Here is a 15,526-nt window from a genome sequence, read left to right as displayed (position 1 = left end):
CAGAAAATACTTCTTGGCAGAAAAGTTTCCACGCTCTATCGTAGTTCACGAACGAATAATCCGCATACGCTGATGAGTTTGCAGAGCATAAAATCAGACATATTTATGAAGATATGGCTTCATTTATCTTTTGTACTACTGGTGAATACAGACATGTAGCAACGAGGCTGACAATATATCAACAGTTACCACGGTAAAGTAATGACTAATGATATTCGTGTTACCTAACGGTAAAGCACTTTATTTGCCTGAGAATGCGAAAGAGTGGATTGATTCTCAGCCAAAACGTGGGAGCTATCGGCGATAATATTTTTTATTGTCCCTTTTACCATCAAGAAGACTCAAGAGAAAAGTAGGTAACAAAACCCTCCCGCTCCTGAATAACCGAACTAATCAGGGGCGGGAGGGCGTTACCCCCGACTCTATCACAAAGGAAAAACATCATGACAGATAAACAAAAAATTGCATTATTTGCAACCATCGGCGCAGTAGCATTCCTCATCCCAGCCGTACTAGGTCACCCCTGGTATTTCCTCCTATCAGCCGTCATGGGAGGGGTCGCCTACACCGCCCTAAAAACCAACAAATAAAAAGAGGCGGGGCTGAGCACCACACAAAAAGTGATGCCCAGCCCCGCCTTGTTATTAGCCAAGCTGAATAACAATAACCTGACCAACATCAATTACATCAGGGTTAGCAATACCGTTAAGCTCAGTAAGGCAATTGGGTAAAACCACATATTTATCTTATGAGAGTTGTTCTGGAGGTTCTATCCCCAGATGCTCCCAAGCAGCTGAAAGCGCTACTCTGCCTCGGGGTGTACGACCAATCATCCCCTCACGGACAAGATAAGGTTCTGCGACCGTCTCTACTGTTTCAACTTCTTCGCCTACGGCAATAGCAAGAGTTGACAGCCCAACAGGACCACCACCAAACTTATGAATAAGAGATTCAAGGACGGAACGATCTAAACGGTCAAGCCCCCGCGAGTCTACTTCATACATGTCAAGAGCTCGTCCAGCTTCTACGGCGCTGATATGAGGGATGTCGTGCACTAATGCCCAGTCTCGTACACGACGCAGAAGACGATTAGCAATACGAGGAGTGCCACGAGAACGTCCTGCAATTTCCGCAAAACCTTCAGCGCTAATATTCATATCCATCAGCCCTGCCGAACGGCGCAACACTTTTTCCAGTTCTTCTGTTGAGTAATACTCTAAGTGTCCGGTAAAACCGAATCTGTCTCGTAGAGGCCCCGGCAAAAGACCAGCCCGAGTAGTTGCCCCCACTAACGTAAACGGTGGAAGTTCCAGAGGAATAGACGTAGCGCCAGCACCTTTCCCGACCACAATATCCACACGAAAATCTTCCATCGCCATATACAGCATTTCTTCTGCTGGACGAGACATACGGTGTATCTCATCTAAGAATAAAACTTCACCGGGAGTCAAGGAAGAAAGAATAGCAGCCAAATCTCCGGAATGTTGGATGGCTGGCCCTGAGGTAATACGCAAGGGCGCATCCATCTCTGCGGCAATAATCATCGACAAGGTTGTCTTTCCTAGACCGGGAGGTCCAGATAACAGCACATGGTCTGCTGACTTACCACGCAGTTTTGATGCTTCGAGAAGTAGTGAGAGCTGCTGTCGGACACGTTGCTGACCTACAAAATCATCTAATGATTGGGGACGCAAAGCGGCTTCAATCATTTTTTCTTCAGGTTCTTCTTCTAACCCGACGAGCCGTTGCTCTCGATATTCAGGTTCTGTTGCGCGATGGTTCACCAAAGTATCCGTTCTTCATTCTTGAGGCGATAATGTTCGTGAGTGCTAATGACGGGTGCTGTGTTGTTGCCCTAATGTTGCAAGGACTTCTTTGAGGGCTTGTGGCACCGACAACTTCTCAGGATGCGCACTCTTTTTGAGGTAGGATTCCACCGAACGTTCTGCATCTTTTTCACTCCAGCCTAATCCTATGAGCGCTTCGAGAACGGGAGATTTCCATGCTACGCCAGTGTTAAGCGGTAGCTGATCGGTGTCGGAGTTCGCGTTGAGAATCAGCTTTCCGGCAAGTTCTAAAACAATTCTTCGAGCAGTTTTAGGGCCAACACCAGGAACTTTAGTGAAGGCTTTATCGTCTCCTGTGGCAATAGCTCGTTCAATATCTTGGGCCGTATGCACCGACAATGCTGCTAAGGCAATACGCGGACCGATACCAGAGACAGAGAGCAAAAGGTCAAAGGCTTCACGTTCAGCCGGTTCTAAGAAGCCGTAAAGAGTCATGGAATCTTCACGAACGATAAAGCTTGTTAAAAGAGTAGTTGTCTCCCCTTGCGAAAGCTGAGAGAGTGTTCGAGCTGGAGTATGTACCATCAGCCCCCAACCATTGACGTCAAGGATGAGGCTATTGAGGGAAATCTGAGTCACGGTTCCCGTGAGGGTGCTAATCATAATCTCTATCTTATTCGAATATATGTACTATTTCCATTGTCCTCGCCCACGACGAGCACTTTGAGCTTCTGCCGCTTTCCACGCTCTTTGGGCTGGGGTTAGCGCACCCATCTGAGGACGAGGCCGCGAACCTTGATGAGTTTGCACGCCAGCGCTCATATCAATACCAGAGCCGACCGTTGCACCACGCCACCCATGACAAATAGCAATAGCTAAAGCATCTGCGGCATCAGCAGGTTGAGGTAGCCTCTCTAATTTAAGGATACGCGTGACCATTCTTCCGACAGAAGCTTTATCTGCTTTACCGGAACCAGTCACAGCCGCTTTAACTTCTGAAGGAGTATGAAAATATACGGGAATGGAACGTGCAGCAGCAGCAGCAATCACAACACCAGAAGCATGAGCCGTGCCAATCACCGTATTGACTTGCTCTTGCGCGAATACTCGTTCAATGGCTAAAGCATCTGGCTGATACACCTCTAGCCATTCTTCTGCCGCCTGAAAAACAGTGAAAATACGTTGGTCAAGTTTCTGGGCGGGGGCGCTTCCTGCCACACCAACTTTCACATAGCGGGCTTGGCGGTTAGCGGTCATATCAATAACACCAAAACCGCACCGTGTCAGCCCTGGGTCTACTCCAAGAATACGGGCAGCGCCCGGAACTCGCGGAATACTCGCAAGTTTCGGGCGCTGTGTTGTGGATAGGGGCATTGTGCCTACTATCTCCTTAGTCTGCGTTAAGTTCTTCCATAACAGCTTCGTTAATATCAGCGTTAGAATAAACGTTCTGAACGTCGTCAAGTTCTTCAATAGCATCTGCTAGTTTGAGGAATTTGCGAGCACCTTCAGCGTCAATTTCGACATTCATGGTAGGACGGAAAACAGGGTCGTCATTGTTATATTCAAGTTCTGCTTCAGTCAATGCTTGGCGGATGGCTGGAAGATCAGTTGCTTCTGATACGACAGTAAAAATATCGCCTTCATCAATAACTTCTTCAGCTCCAGCATCAAGCACTGCCATGAGGACGTCGTCTTCGGTAAGGCCTTCGGTCTTGGTCACCTCGGCAACGCCTTTACGTTCAAAGAGGAACGCTACAGATCCCTGATCGGCCATAGTGCCACCGTTACGAGTAACGGCAGTACGAACTTCTGCTGCTGCACGGTTACGGTTATCGGTCAAACATTCAATATAAAGAGCTGTTCCTTGAGGTCCGCGGGCTTCATACATGATTTCGGTGTAGTCAATGGTTTCACCGGTGAGACCAGCACCACGCTTGATAGCACGGTCAATGTTGTCGTTAGGGACAGAGTTTTTCTTAGCTTTAGAAACAGCGAGGTCTAGTGCAGGGTTACCAGATACGTCTGCGCCACCCATACGAGCTGCAACTTCAATAGCTTTGATAAATTTGGCAAATGCTTTTGCACGTTTAGCGTCGATAGCTGCTTTTTTGTGCTTGGTTGTTGCCCATTTGGAGTGACCTGACATACGTTGTCTCCTTTTGTTGCTGTGCGCTGATGTGGCTCATCAGCGCAGGTTCTCTTTAGATACTAGGTTCTATTGTAAACAGTTTCAACGACACCGCATTAACGGGGTCGATTCATGGCGCTTTCACGTGCACGGTCAATAGTCGTGTCATCTATTGTTTGAGGGATAAATTCCCCATATTTTTTCTTGGCAGCTTCTGCAATTAAGAAGTCAGCCACGGCAGGGTTCTTCGGCAAGAGCGAGCCGTGTAGATAGGTGCCGATGACATTGTATTTGCGAGCGCCTTCGGTGGTGTCGGTGGTGTTGTTCCCTTCGCCTTTGGTGACGGTGGCTAGGGGGCGGGTGCCGTCGGAGAGTGTGGTGATTCCGGAGTGGTTTTCGTATCCGATGAGTGTTCCGAATTCTTCGGATTCTTCGACGATATTTCCAATCAGTCGTTCTTCTCCGCCGATTGTGATGGCGTCAAAGATGCCGATACCTTGGAGTGTTTCTCCTTGGTTGGTGCGGAATTCTTGTCCGAAGAGTTGGTAGAGTCCGCAGATGACGAGCATGGGTGTGCCGTTTTCTGCGAGTTCTTTGAGTTTGGGGGCGATGGCGTGAAGGTCCTCTTGGATGATGCTTTGTCCGGAGTCTTGTCCGCCTCCGCCGAGGATGATGTCGGGGTTTTCGGGGAAGGTGTCGGAGGGGTTGTAGTCGATGATTTCGGGGGTGTATCCGTGGGCTTTTGCTCTACGTGCTAGGGCGAGGGTGTTGCCCCAGTCTCCATAGATGTTCATATCTTGTGGGTAGAGTTGGACGATGGTGAGTGTTTTGTTGCTCATTAGGAGATGTCCTCTACGTTGGTAATTTTGGAGAGTTCTTTGCGGATGGCAAGCATGGCGGTGTAGGTGCAGAAGATGCGCATGGGTTTGCCGTGGGAGTTTTTGATGAAGTGTTCTAGTGCTTCGGTGAGGTTTTCTTCGACGTGTTCGGTGGTGATTTCGTCGTGTTCTAGGCGTAGTGCCATATCCCATGCGCGGGTTCCGGAGACGGTGTTGACTCCGGTTGTTTGTAGGCTGTGGAAGTCTACGTCCCAGAGCCATGAGACGTCTCTGCCGTCTGCGTATTGGTCGTTGATGGTAATCATGGTTGCGTAGTCTTGTGCGTCTGCGCTGGCGAGGGAGAGTCTAAATCCTGAGGGGTTTTTGACGAGTAGTAGTTGTAGTGTTTGGCCGTTGATGTTGAGGGTTTCGCCTCGTCCAAAGGCGGGTGTGATGTGTTGGAGTTCTTCGATGAGTTTTTCTTCGTTGAGGTTTTCTCCCATGACTGCTTGGGTGAGTGCCATTGCTGCGGCGGCGTTGTAGATGTTGTAGACGCCGTAGAGGTTGATTTTTCCTTGTGCGGTGTGTCCGTTGAGGGTGAATGTTGCGTTGGTTCCGTTGAAGTCGTTGAGGGTGACGGTGGCTTCTGGGAGGTTTTCTTTAGTGCTGGTTCGTTGTTGCGAGCGCATTTCGTCGTCGGATGGGAACATGGTTCGGAGTTTTTGGCTGAGTCCGAAATAGTTGGTGTGTGTTCCTGTTTTAACGTGTTCTGCGATGCTGAGGATGCGTGGGTCTTCTCGGTTGAGTACGACGGTGTTGGTGGTTGCTTCTGCTACGGTGGTGAGCATTTTTCGGGTGGTGTCGATTTCACCGAAGCGGTCGAGTTGGTCGCGTAGGACGTTGAGTAGTAGTGCGTAGTGTGGTTTGACTTTTTTGACGAAGTGTACGGCGTGGGCTTCGTCGAGTTCGAGGACGGCAATGTCTGCGTCGAGTTTTCCGGTGAGGCTCATTTCTGCGAGGAGTGAGGCGGCAACTCCTCGAACGAAGTTTGATCCTGTTTTGTTGGTGAAGACTTTGAGCCCTTGGGCTTGGAGTAGTTGGACCACCATTTTTGTGGTGGTGGTTTTTCCGTTGGTTCCAGAGACGACGATTACGCCGTGAGGTAGTTTTGCGAGTTCTTCGGGGACGAAGTTGGGGTGTAGTTTTTCCATGACGAGTCCGGGGAATGCGGATCCGCCTCCGCGGAGTTTGGTGGCGTAGCGTACGCCTTGGCCGATGAGTCGTGTTATGGGTCTAGACATGTTTTTTATTTTATAGGTGTTTGGTTGAATCCTCCGGTAAGGGATAGGGCTGTTATGTGTGGTTGTTGTTTTTTGAGGGTGTGGACGATGAGTGCTGAGCGTTTTCCGCTGGCGCAGTAGAACACTGGTGTGGTGTTGTTTTTGAGGTGTTTGGTGAGGGTGTTGTTGATGTTTTCTAGGGGGTTTGGGGTGTTGTTGATGAGGGTGAGGAGTTCTTGGTGTGGGATGTGTGCGTGGTCTTGGTAGTGTCCGTTGTTGCGTTCGTGGTGTTCGCGTACGTCGATGAGTGTGTAGTGTTCGGGGTGTTGGTTGATTTCGTGGAGTGTGATTTCGGGGACGTTGAGGGGTTGTGGTGTTGATTGTTGTATTTGTTGGAGTGTTTCGGTCAGTGGTGTGGGTGTGCGGTGTGGATCGGGTGTGATGTTGAGGGTTTTGGTGGTGTGTGTTCGGCTGTCGTACATCCAGAGTTTTCCTAGGAGTGGTTCGGGGACTCCGGTGATGAGTTTAATGGCTTCGGTGGCCATGATGGAGCCGATGGTTCCGCAGAGGGATCCGAGTACTCCTGATTGTGCGCAGGTGGGGATGGAGTCTGCTGCTGGTATTTGTGGGTAGAGGTCTCGGAGGGTGGTTCCTTGGGTGTGTTGGGTGGTGTTGAGGTGTTTGGGGTGTGCCCAGAAGAGTGAGATTTGTGCGGTGTATTGGGAGATACTCCCCCAGATGAGTGGTTTGTTGAGGTGTTCGCAAATGTCGTTGGTGAGGTATTTGGTGGCGAAGTTGTCGGATCCGTCGATGATGAGGTCGTAGTTTTTGATGATGTTTTCGGCGTTGTTTGCGTTGAGTTTTTCGTGGTAGGTGTGGACGTTGGTGTGTGGGTTGAGTTCGTGGATGCGTTGTTGTGCGGAGTGTGTTTTGGGTGTGTTGATGGTGTTGTTGTTGTGGATGATTTGGCGTTGGAGGTTGCTGTATTCGACGGTGTCGTGGTCGATGATGCCGAGGGTTCCGACTCCTGCTGCGCTGAGGTAGAGCAGTAGGGGTGAGCCGAGTCCTCCGGCTCCGATGCTGAGGACTTTTGCGTTGGCGAGTCGTCGTTGTCCTTCTTCTCCGATGCCGGGCAGGGTGAAGTGTCGCCCGTAGCGGAGTTGTTCTTGTGTGCTGAGTTGTTTTTTGGGTGTGGTCAGTGGTGCCAGTGGCATGGTTGGGGTGCTTTCTTCGTTGAGGTTAGGGGGTGAGGTCTTCTTGGGTGGGTGCTCCGGTGAGGATTCGTCCTTCGGTTGGTGATGAGGCCTGCGCGTGGGTTCGGGTGGGGATGCGTCCAGCATGGTAGGCGTGGTATCCGGCGTGTACTGCGTATTTCATGGCTTCTGCCATTGCTACGGGGTTTTGGGCTCGGGTGACGGCTGAGGCGAGGAGGACAGCATCGCAGCCTAGTTCCATTGCTTGTGTTGCTTGGCTAGCTGTTCCAATGCCGGCGTCGATGATGACGGGAACATCTAGTTCGCTGGTGATGAGTTGGATGTTGTGTGGGTTGAGTATTCCTAGTCCTGTGCCGATGGGTGCGCCGAGGGGCATGACGGCGCTGGCGCCTGCATTTTGTAGGTGTCGTGCGGTGATGGGGTCGTCGTTGGTGTAGGCGAATACGGTAAAGCCTCGTTCGGCGAGTGTTTCGGTGGCTTCGATTAGTTCGTAGGTGTCGGGTAGGAGTGTTGTTTCGTCTGCGATGACTTCTAACTTAATCCAGTGTGTTTGGAGTGCTTCTCGGGCAAGTTCTGCGGTTAGTAGTGCGTCTTTTGCGGTGTAGCAGCCTGCGGTGTTCGGCAGAATTTTGATGTTGTTGCGTTTCAGAATGGAGTAGAGAGATTCTTTTCCGCTGGGGTTGTATCGTCGCATGGCGACGGTGGTCAGTTCTGTTCCTGAGCTAAGGAGTGCTTCTTCGAGGTGTTGTAGTGAGGTGATTCCTCCGGTGCCCATGATAAGTCGTGAGTTGAGGTCTACTCCGTCGATGTTCAGTGGTGGAATGTTTGTTGGTGTCATGTTCTTTTTATCTCGAGTTTGTTGTTTGTGCTGGTGGTGTTATCCGCCTTGTACGGCGGTGATGATTTCTAGCCTGTCATAGTGGTTTGCGGTGGTGTGTGCCCATTGATTGCGTGGTAGTACGGTGTCGTTGAGTGCTACGGCGATGCCAAGGGGTGTTCCGTCTTGGGCGTTTCCTTGGTCGTTGAGGGCGGTGTTGATGGTGTCTTCGACGAGTTTTTTGATGGTTTGTGGTGTCGTATAGGTGTGTTCTGCACCGTTAATTGTGAGGGTGATGTTCATTGGGGTTTTCCTCCGTTGGTTTAGGGTTTTGTTGGGTTGGCGTGAAGCGTTGTGGACGGCAAGCGTAGAGGTCTTTTCTGTCGTCTTCGGTGAGGGTTTCGGTGATGAGGTGTTCTACGAGTTCTGCTGCTCGTGGTGAAAGCAGTATTCCGTGACGGAAGTAGCCGTTTGAGAGGATGAGGTTTTTGAGTGGTTTACCGTGGTGTTCGATTGTGCCGATGAGGGGCAGGTCGTCGGGTGTTCCGGGGCGTGCTCGTGAGATTATTTCGTAGAGTTCGAGTTCTGTGATGGCGGGGATAAGCTCTCTTGCATCACGTAGTAGTTGGTATATTCCGCCAGCGTTGATACCGGGCATATGGTCTTCACGTGATGTTGCACCGATGACGACGGTGTTGTCTTCACGGGGAACGATGTAAACAGGTTGGGAGCGGACGATACCGCGAATTGTTGAGGTGATGAAGGGCCGCTGGTTTTCAGGTACGCGGAGACGAAGCACATCACCGTAGACGGGTCGTAAAGGGAGTTCTTTGAGCGCTGGTATGCCCTGAAGTTCTAAGGTTCCGAGGCCGTTAGCGACGATGATATATGTTGCGTGGAGTTCTCCGGTGTGCTGTTGCCCTGTCGTGGGGTTTTGGTATTCCCAGTAGATGCCGCGAGCGTGTGTTTGGTCTGCGTCGAGAAGAATTTTTTGGGCTCTCACAGGGTAGAGCTGTTCGTGTAAGAGGTGTATGAGCCCTTGGCAGTACCAGCGCGGGTTAATCTGGTGGTCGCCGGCTATTTCCACGACTCCTGCAAGACGCGAGGAGAGGCTTGGTTCTTGAGAACGAGCTTTTCGGATGGATATTTTTTGGGTTTCTAAACCTAGCTCTTGCTGATATTGTTGGAGGTCTTCTAGAGCATTTTTATCAGCATGATCGTAGGCGCACACGAGGGTTTTTGTTTCTTGTCTACCAACATGAATACCGGATTCTTCTTGAATGTGTTGTGCAAAGGATGGGTATAGTTGCGCTGCCCGTTTCATCAGCTGAACTAATGGTTCTTGGCGAAATTGTGTTTCAGATGCTGGGGCAAGCATTCCGGCGGCTGCTCGTGTTGCTTCTGAAGCAGGCTGTGGGTCTAAGACAGCAACGCTATACCCTATTTTTTGGAGACGGTACGCGGTCGATAATCCGATAATTCCTGCACCGATGACTGCAATATCTACTGTTGAGGGTGGTTCTTTGGATAGTTCGGGTATATATTGATGAATAGTTGAATCTTCATCGTGCGGGTTAAACAACGTCGCACCCATGACGAACACTTCCTTCCGGCGGCATAACCCGCATCAAGTAAGACGGTCGGCTCTCTTAGCCCTCTCAGCGTCGTGAAGATATATCTACTGTGATATGGCGCGATATATCTGACGCTCCCGTAGGTCACTCTAAGTATAAGCCTCAATCTTTTTGATACAAGGAGACCTCAAAACTATGTCCGTTTATGAACAACAGCCTTTCGCCACTTCTTTCGTGAATTCTTCTTCAACGCTTCGTCGCGAGCGCCTTGAAAAGCTTCACAAAGCACGCTTGTACTTGTGTACGGATGCGCGTTTATCTCGTGGAGATTTAGAGTCTTTTCTGGATGAAGCCTATAGTGGCGGTGTTGATATTATTCAGCTGCGTGATAAGAAGATTTCTGTGCAACAGGAGCTAGCAGCTTTAGAGGTTCTCAAAAAGGTGGCGCGTCGTCACGATAAGCTTTTTGCGGTCAATGACCGTGCTGATATTGCCGCTCTTATGGGTGCTGATATTTTTCATCGAGGTCAAGACGATCTTTCTGCAGTGCAGGCGCGCAGGTTATTAGGTGCCGATGTTCTTGTAGGTGCTTCAACACATGGAGTGTCTCAGGGGCAGGAGGCTGCTACCGATAAGAATATTGATTATTTTGCGTGTGGGCCGGTGTGGCCGACACCGACGAAGCCGGGGCGTGCAGCAACAGGCGTGGAGTATCTTGAGCAGGTTGCTCAGTTTGCCGGTCAGAAACCGTGGTTTGCTATTGGTGGCGTTAACGTGGATACGGTGTCAGAGGTTTGTCAGGCAGGTGCCTCACGTATTGTTGTGGTGCGTGCTTTAACCGAAGCTACTGATGTTCGTAGCGCAGCAAAACAGCTGAAGGGTGCGTTAGAAGTTGTTTAGCTTTCTCTAAAGAGTTTTGGTTGTCGTTGAAAGGTATTCTTCCCACCCTTGTTTTACGAGAGTGTGTATCTGTCCTAGTGTCTGTGACATGGTTTTTGTGTGGGCGATAATCGGTAAGAAATTGGTGTCGCCAGACCATCGTGGGAGGATATGCTGGTGTAGGTGATCGGCTATTCCGGCTCCCCCAATTTTGCCTTGATTCATCCCAATATTGAATCCGTCTGTTTTGCTGACTTGACGTAGCACACGCATCGCTTGTTGGGTAAGAACCCCTATTTCGGTTAGTTCTTCGACGGTTGCGTCATCGTAATATGGGATATGCCGGTAGGGCAGAATCAGCAGGTGCCCTGGGTTATATGGGTAGAGGTTTAAGATGGCGTATGCGTATTTACCTCGATGAACAATCAGAGATTCTTCGTCGGAGCGTTCGGGAGCACTACAAAAGGGGCACGTCTGTTCTTGGTAGTCTTTTTGCCCTCCGCTGACGTATGCCTTACGGTGAGGTGTCCAAAGCCGTTGGAAAGCATCTGGGACTTGTGGCAGTTCAAAGCTATCGGTGGTGTACTCCATGGTCTTTAGTGTACCTGTAGGCTCATACGCTCTATGTGAATGTTGCTAAAAGATTCTTGTGGATGCTACCGGATAAGTCTTTTCCGGTAGCATCCACACAGATTATGCGAGCGCGATACTCCTAGCAGAATAGGTTCTAACTATTCTTCAAGTAGTCCACGTCGACGTAATAGTGGTTCAATTCGTGGGTCTCGTCCTCGTAACTGTCGGAAAGACTCTGCTGGGTCTTGGCTATTTCCTGTTGCGAGGATAGCGTTTTTGAAGGTTTCACCGTTGTGGCGGGTTGCTCCCCCGGACTCTTCAAACCAATCAACAGTTTCTGCGTCCATCATCTCGGAGTAGATGTAAGCATAGTATCCGGCGGCGTATCCTCCACCAAAGATGTGTTTGAACATTCCGGTAAGGTAGCGCGGAGATACTGGGTATTGGTCGAAGCCATAACGTTTGAGCACTTCATCTTCAAAGGCTTTAGCATCTTCACAACTGTCGATGAGCCCGTCTTCAACGCTACGGGTGTGCCATGCCATATCGAGGAGGGCGGCTCCTAGATATTCGCTGGTGGCAAATCCTTCTCCCCACTGTTCGCTAGCGCGTAGCGCATCAATATGTTCTTGTGGGAGTGTTTCTCCTGTATCAATATGGCGTGCGTAGTTCCCTACTACTGCTGGGTGGAACATCCACATCTCATTAACTTGTGAGGGATATTCAACAAAGTCACGGGGAACGTTCGTACCAGCAACAGAAGGATACTTAGCGGTACTTAACAAGGAATGTAGTGCGTGGCCAAATTCGTGGAAAAGTGTCCGTACATTATCAAGGGTCAGTAGCGCCGGTGCACCTTCAGCAGGTTCTGCAATGTTGAGGGTGTTGAGCACTACTGGCACTTGTTGGATGCGTTCATCACGTGGTACAAGGTCGTTCATCCATGCTCCGCCTTGTTTGGTGGCGCGAGCATACGGGTCAAGAGCAAAAATACCGATGAGAGTGCCGTTCTCGTCTTTGACCTCCCATACCCGCATGTCGGGGTAATAACTCGACAGTTCGGGGTGTTCGGTGAAGCTGATTCCGTAAAGAGTTTCAGCGGCGTAGAAGACGCCTCGTTCTACTACAGAGTTAAGCTCAAAGTAGGGTCGTAGAGCTTGTATATCGACACGATATTTTTCTTCTGCCACACGTTTGAGGTAGTAAGGTACGTCAGCAGCATGGATGTCTTCAACAGGCACTCCCGCAACTTCTGCCATGGTTTCTAGTTCTTTACGGAAGTTTGCTAATGCTTGTGGCAACATTTTTTCAAGCATCGCTAGTGCTTCATCAGATTTTTGTGCTACAGCTCGGCGAATGGTCAGTTCTGCGTGGTTCTTTGCTCCGAAGAGTGCTGCTCGTTGCGCTCGCAGGTATGACATTTTTGCGCCAGTTTGGATGGTTTGTGGTGTATCTGCGCTACCGGCATCTCGAGTGTGTGCTCGTCCACGGTTGATGGAGTTTGCATAATATTTTTCGCGGGTCGCGGGGTTCTCTAGTGATTCAAGAAGTGCCGGTGCGGCAAAGAGATCTTGAGGTAGCAGGAACGCTCCTTCGTGTCCGTTTTTTGCGGCGTTGAGGGCAAGACGTTCTCGGGTGCTTTCGTCGAGTCCTGCAAGTTCTTCTTCGTCGTGGATGAGAAGTGCTGCTTGTTGTGCTCCGGTCAGCAGTGCTTTAGAGAATTCTGCACTCAGTTTTGCTAGTTCGGCCTCGAGTGCTGCGAGCTGTTGTTGTGCATCTTTGCTGAGGTATGCTCCTGCGTCGGTGAATGTTTCTTTCCAGAGCTTGAGCACTCGTTGTTGTTCTGGGGTGAGGTTGTGCTCTTCAACGTTGGCGATGCGAGTAGCAAGAGGCTCGTTATTTGCCATGGCGGTTGTGTGTTCGGCGAGTTTGGGTTCCCAGTATTCGCTGAGTTCTAGTATTTCTGGTGTTCCCATGGAGGACAGGTACGTGTAGTAGATGCCTGTTGCTCGTGAGAATTCTCGGTAGCTGTCTTCTAACGGTTCAATGGTGTTTGCAAAGGTTGGTGTTTCGCTATTTGCACAGATGTTGTTCCACGCAAGTTTTTGAGCCTGTACGGCTTCTTCTAACGCTTGGTGTATGTCATGGCTGGTGGTGGAGGCTAGTTGTGGGTATCCTCCGATATCTGATGATGCTTGTAATAGTTTATGTGTCATAGTTCTCTATTTTAGCGGTGGTTTTTTCCTCCTGTCTGCTGTGTTAAAGCAAACTGTCGCTATTGTAAAGTTTTTCCTTGTCGGAAGGATTCTTTACAAGAGCGACAGTTTCAACACATGAGATGTCTTGGCTGTATAGGTTTTTCTTCTATTCTGCCGGTGTTTCAGTTGTTGCGCGAGGGTCTTCGTTCACACGGTTCTTGATGTGTTCAACAATGCGTTGGATAGCTTCTGCTACAGGCACACCATTTTCTTGGGAGCCATCACGGTAGCGGAACGATACTGCCCCATTTTCTGCGTCTTCTCCGCCGGCGATGAGAATAAACGGTGTTTTCTCTTTGGAAGCGGTACGAATCTTTTTGGGGAAACGGTCAGTTCCGTAGTCGACTTCTACGCGAACCCCTTCAGCTCGAAGCTTGGTAGCAATATCTGCCATATAGTCGTTGAAGGCTTCTGCTACGGGCACTGCTACAACTTGTACGGGTGATAGCCATGCGGGGAATGCTCCTGCATAGTGTTCGGTGAGAACTCCGAGGAAGCGCTCAAACGAACCAAACTTTGCAGAGTGAATCATGACAGGTTCTTGACGTGTTCCGTCTGAGGCTTGGTATTCTAACCCGAATCGTTGTGGCTGGTTGAAGTCATATTGAACAGTAGACATCTGCCAGGTACGGCCGATGGCGTCTTTCGCTTGTACGGAGATTTTAGGTCCGTAGAATGCTGCTCCACCTGGATCTGGTACAAGTTCTAGACCGGTTTCGGAGGCGACTTGTTCAAGGACTGCTGTTGCTTGTTCCCATTGTTCGTCGGTGCCGATAAATTTGTCTTTTTTATCGCCTTCTGTGTCTCGGGTAGACAATTCGAGGTAGAAGTCTGTCATACCGAAATCTTCTAGCAGGCTGAGCATAAATTTGAGCAGATGACGAATCTCATCGGGTGCTTGTTCTTTGGTGACGTAGCTGTGTGAGTCGTCTTGGGTGATCATACGAACTCGGGTGAGTCCTTGTAGTACACCTGATTTTTCGTCACGGTAGACGGTTCCAAATTCGAATAGTCGTAATGGTAGCTCTCGGTAGGAGCGTCCTCGTGATCGGAAAATCTCATTGTGCATGGGGCAGTTCATGGCCTTGAGACGGTAGTTTCCGTTATCGAGTTCCATGGAGGGGAACATACCGTCTGAGTAGTATGGCAGGTGCCCAGAGGTGTAGAACAGGTCTTCTTTGGAGATATGAGGGGTACTGACGTATTGGAAGCCTTCTTGGATGTGGCGTGTGCGTACGTAGTCTTCCATCTCACGTTTGATAATGCCACCTTTGGGGTGGATGACGGGTAGACCGGGGCCGATGTTTTTAGGGAAGGAGAAGAGGTCTAGTTCTTCTCCGAGTCGTCGGTGGTCGCGTCGTTCAGCTTCTGCGATACGTTCCTTGTAGGCTACGAGCTCTTCTTTGCTAGGCCATGCAGTTCCGTAAATGCGTTGGAGCATGGGGTTCTTTTCAGAACCGCGCCAGTAGGCTCCACCTGCGCGCATGAGGGCATACCCGTTTCCGATAAGTTTTGTGTTGGGTAGGTGTGGGCCACGGCAGAGGTCACGCCATACGGTTTCCCCAGTTTTGGGGTGAACGTTGTCGTAGATGGTGATATCGCCGGCGCCGACTTCTACGGAGGCGCCTTCTGCTGCGTCAGCCCCAGAACCGGGACCTTGGCTGAGGCTCAGCAATTCGAGCTTGTAGGGTTCTTGCGCCATTTCTTGCGCTGCTTGTTCTGGGGTCACAACGCGGCGTACAAATTTTTGTCCTGATTTGATGATTTTGATCATCATTTTCTCAATTTTTTTGAGGTCTTCAGGGGTGAAGGGGTCTTCAACGTCAAAGTCGAAGTAGAAGCCGTCGGTAATATATGGTCCGATGCCGAGTTTTGCGTCTTTTCGGTATTCTTGGACTGCTTGAGCCATGACGTGCGCGGCGGAGTGACGGAGGACTTCTAGACCTTCTTGTTCGTGGATGCTGACGGGGACGATAGAATCCCCCTCGTGTAGGGGTGTTGAGAGGTCTACGAGTTTGTCGTTAATACGGGCAACGACAATATCGCGGTCTTCGGTGAAGAGTTCGGCGGCTGTGGTGCCGTCTTCAATGGTGCGTTTTTCTCCGGCAACGTCTACAGAAATGTGTGCGACAGACATCTGTCTCCTTGTTTGTGTGTTGTGCACGCCCGTACTAAGGGCATGCTCGGTATTGATA

General features: G+C 50.1%; 16 protein-coding genes and 1 riboswitch. Of the genes, 2 read left to right on the top strand and 14 right to left on the bottom strand.

Annotated features, from left to right (window positions below; genetic code table 11):
- The first annotated feature begins 443 nt into the window (after positions 1-443).
- The gene (locus ACN081_RS06580) at positions 444-590 is read left to right on the top strand and encodes a hypothetical protein (RefSeq protein WP_419103735.1); all 147 of its coding nucleotides are present in this window, start codon (positions 444-446) and stop codon (positions 588-590) included.
- A 54-nt stretch (positions 591-644) separates the two neighbouring features.
- Here ACN081_RS06580 and ACN081_RS06575 read toward each other — a convergent pair whose 3' ends face one another.
- The 11 genes from ACN081_RS06575 to thiO form a co-directional block, all read right to left on the bottom strand.
- On the bottom strand, positions 645-737 hold the full coding sequence (locus ACN081_RS06575) for a LysM peptidoglycan-binding domain-containing protein (RefSeq protein WP_419105888.1): 93 nt from the start codon (positions 735-737) through the stop codon (positions 645-647).
- 9 nt (positions 738-746) lie between these two features.
- Positions 747-1,709: a Holliday junction branch migration DNA helicase RuvB gene (ruvB, locus tag ACN081_RS06570; RefSeq protein WP_419101636.1), complete on the bottom strand. Its 963-nt coding sequence runs from the start codon at positions 1,707-1,709 to the stop codon at positions 747-749.
- Between the two features lie 120 nt (positions 1,710-1,829).
- On the bottom strand, positions 1,830-2,450 hold the full coding sequence (gene ruvA, locus ACN081_RS06565) for a Holliday junction branch migration protein RuvA (protein ID WP_419107310.1): 621 nt from the start codon (positions 2,448-2,450) through the stop codon (positions 1,830-1,832).
- Between the two features lie 27 nt (positions 2,451-2,477).
- The gene (ruvC, locus tag ACN081_RS06560) at positions 2,478-3,161 is read right to left on the bottom strand and encodes a crossover junction endodeoxyribonuclease RuvC (protein ID WP_419101317.1); all 684 of its coding nucleotides are present in this window, start codon (positions 3,159-3,161) and stop codon (positions 2,478-2,480) included.
- Positions 3,162-3,177: 16 nt separating this feature from the next.
- On the bottom strand, positions 3,178-3,936 hold the full coding sequence (locus ACN081_RS06555; protein WP_419101318.1) for a YebC/PmpR family DNA-binding transcriptional regulator: 759 nt from the start codon (positions 3,934-3,936) through the stop codon (positions 3,178-3,180).
- A 98-nt stretch (positions 3,937-4,034) separates the two neighbouring features.
- The gene (locus ACN081_RS06550) at positions 4,035-4,757 is read right to left on the bottom strand and encodes a type 1 glutamine amidotransferase (RefSeq protein ID WP_419107309.1); all 723 of its coding nucleotides are present in this window, start codon (positions 4,755-4,757) and stop codon (positions 4,035-4,037) included.
- The gene (locus tag ACN081_RS06545) at positions 4,757-6,046 is read right to left on the bottom strand and encodes a MurT ligase domain-containing protein (protein WP_419107337.1); all 1,290 of its coding nucleotides are present in this window, start codon (positions 6,044-6,046) and stop codon (positions 4,757-4,759) included. The genes ACN081_RS06550 and ACN081_RS06545 overlap by 1 nt, the downstream gene beginning before the upstream one ends.
- Complete coding sequence (locus ACN081_RS06540) at positions 6,043-7,230, bottom strand: ThiF family adenylyltransferase (RefSeq protein WP_419107308.1); 1,188 nt, start codon at positions 7,228-7,230, stop codon at positions 6,043-6,045. Before ACN081_RS06540 ends, ACN081_RS06545 begins: the two co-directional genes overlap by 4 nt.
- 25 nt (positions 7,231-7,255) lie before the next feature.
- Positions 7,256-8,068, bottom strand: a complete 813-nt coding sequence (locus ACN081_RS06535; RefSeq protein ID WP_419107307.1) for a thiazole synthase — start codon at positions 8,066-8,068, stop codon at positions 7,256-7,258.
- A 39-nt stretch (positions 8,069-8,107) separates the two neighbouring features.
- The gene (gene thiS, locus ACN081_RS06530; protein ID WP_419107306.1) at positions 8,108-8,350 is read right to left on the bottom strand and encodes a sulfur carrier protein ThiS; all 243 of its coding nucleotides are present in this window, start codon (positions 8,348-8,350) and stop codon (positions 8,108-8,110) included.
- Positions 8,328-9,641: a glycine oxidase ThiO gene (thiO, locus tag ACN081_RS06525; protein WP_419107305.1), complete on the bottom strand. Its 1,314-nt coding sequence runs from the start codon at positions 9,639-9,641 to the stop codon at positions 8,328-8,330. Before thiO ends, thiS begins: the two co-directional genes overlap by 23 nt.
- A riboswitch (TPP riboswitch) is annotated at positions 9,635-9,772 on the bottom strand. It overlaps the preceding gene by 7 nt.
- A 44-nt stretch (positions 9,773-9,816) precedes the next feature.
- Here thiO and thiE point away from each other — a divergent pair.
- Positions 9,817-10,521: a thiamine phosphate synthase gene (gene thiE, locus ACN081_RS06520; protein ID WP_419107304.1), complete on the top strand. Its 705-nt coding sequence runs from the start codon at positions 9,817-9,819 to the stop codon at positions 10,519-10,521.
- A 6-nt stretch (positions 10,522-10,527) separates the two neighbouring features.
- On the opposite strand, the gene ACN081_RS06515 is transcribed toward thiE, so the two are convergent.
- The 3 genes from ACN081_RS06515 to thrS all read right to left on the bottom strand — a co-directional run bounded on the left by ACN081_RS06515 (position 10,528) and on the right by thrS (position 15,468).
- Positions 10,528-11,091 carry an HIT family protein gene (locus tag ACN081_RS06515; protein ID WP_419107303.1) on the bottom strand — a complete coding sequence of 188 codons (564 nt, stop codon included), beginning with the start codon at positions 11,089-11,091 and terminating at the stop codon, positions 10,528-10,530.
- A gap of 140 nt (positions 11,092-11,231) precedes the next feature.
- The gene (locus ACN081_RS06510) at positions 11,232-13,289 is read right to left on the bottom strand and encodes a M3 family metallopeptidase (RefSeq protein ID WP_419107302.1); all 2,058 of its coding nucleotides are present in this window, start codon (positions 13,287-13,289) and stop codon (positions 11,232-11,234) included.
- 148 nt (positions 13,290-13,437) lie between these two features.
- The gene (thrS, locus tag ACN081_RS06505; protein ID WP_419101327.1) at positions 13,438-15,468 is read right to left on the bottom strand and encodes a threonine--tRNA ligase; all 2,031 of its coding nucleotides are present in this window, start codon (positions 15,466-15,468) and stop codon (positions 13,438-13,440) included.
- Between the last annotated feature and the right edge of the window lie 58 nt (positions 15,469-15,526).

Origin of the sequence: Rothia sp. P13129, assembly GCF_048512865.1 — a bacterium.
Lineage (GTDB): Bacteria > Actinomycetota > Actinomycetes > Actinomycetales > Micrococcaceae > Rothia.
Note: the sequence above shows the minus strand (reverse complement) of the source record. Positions and strands in the feature narration are given on the sequence as shown.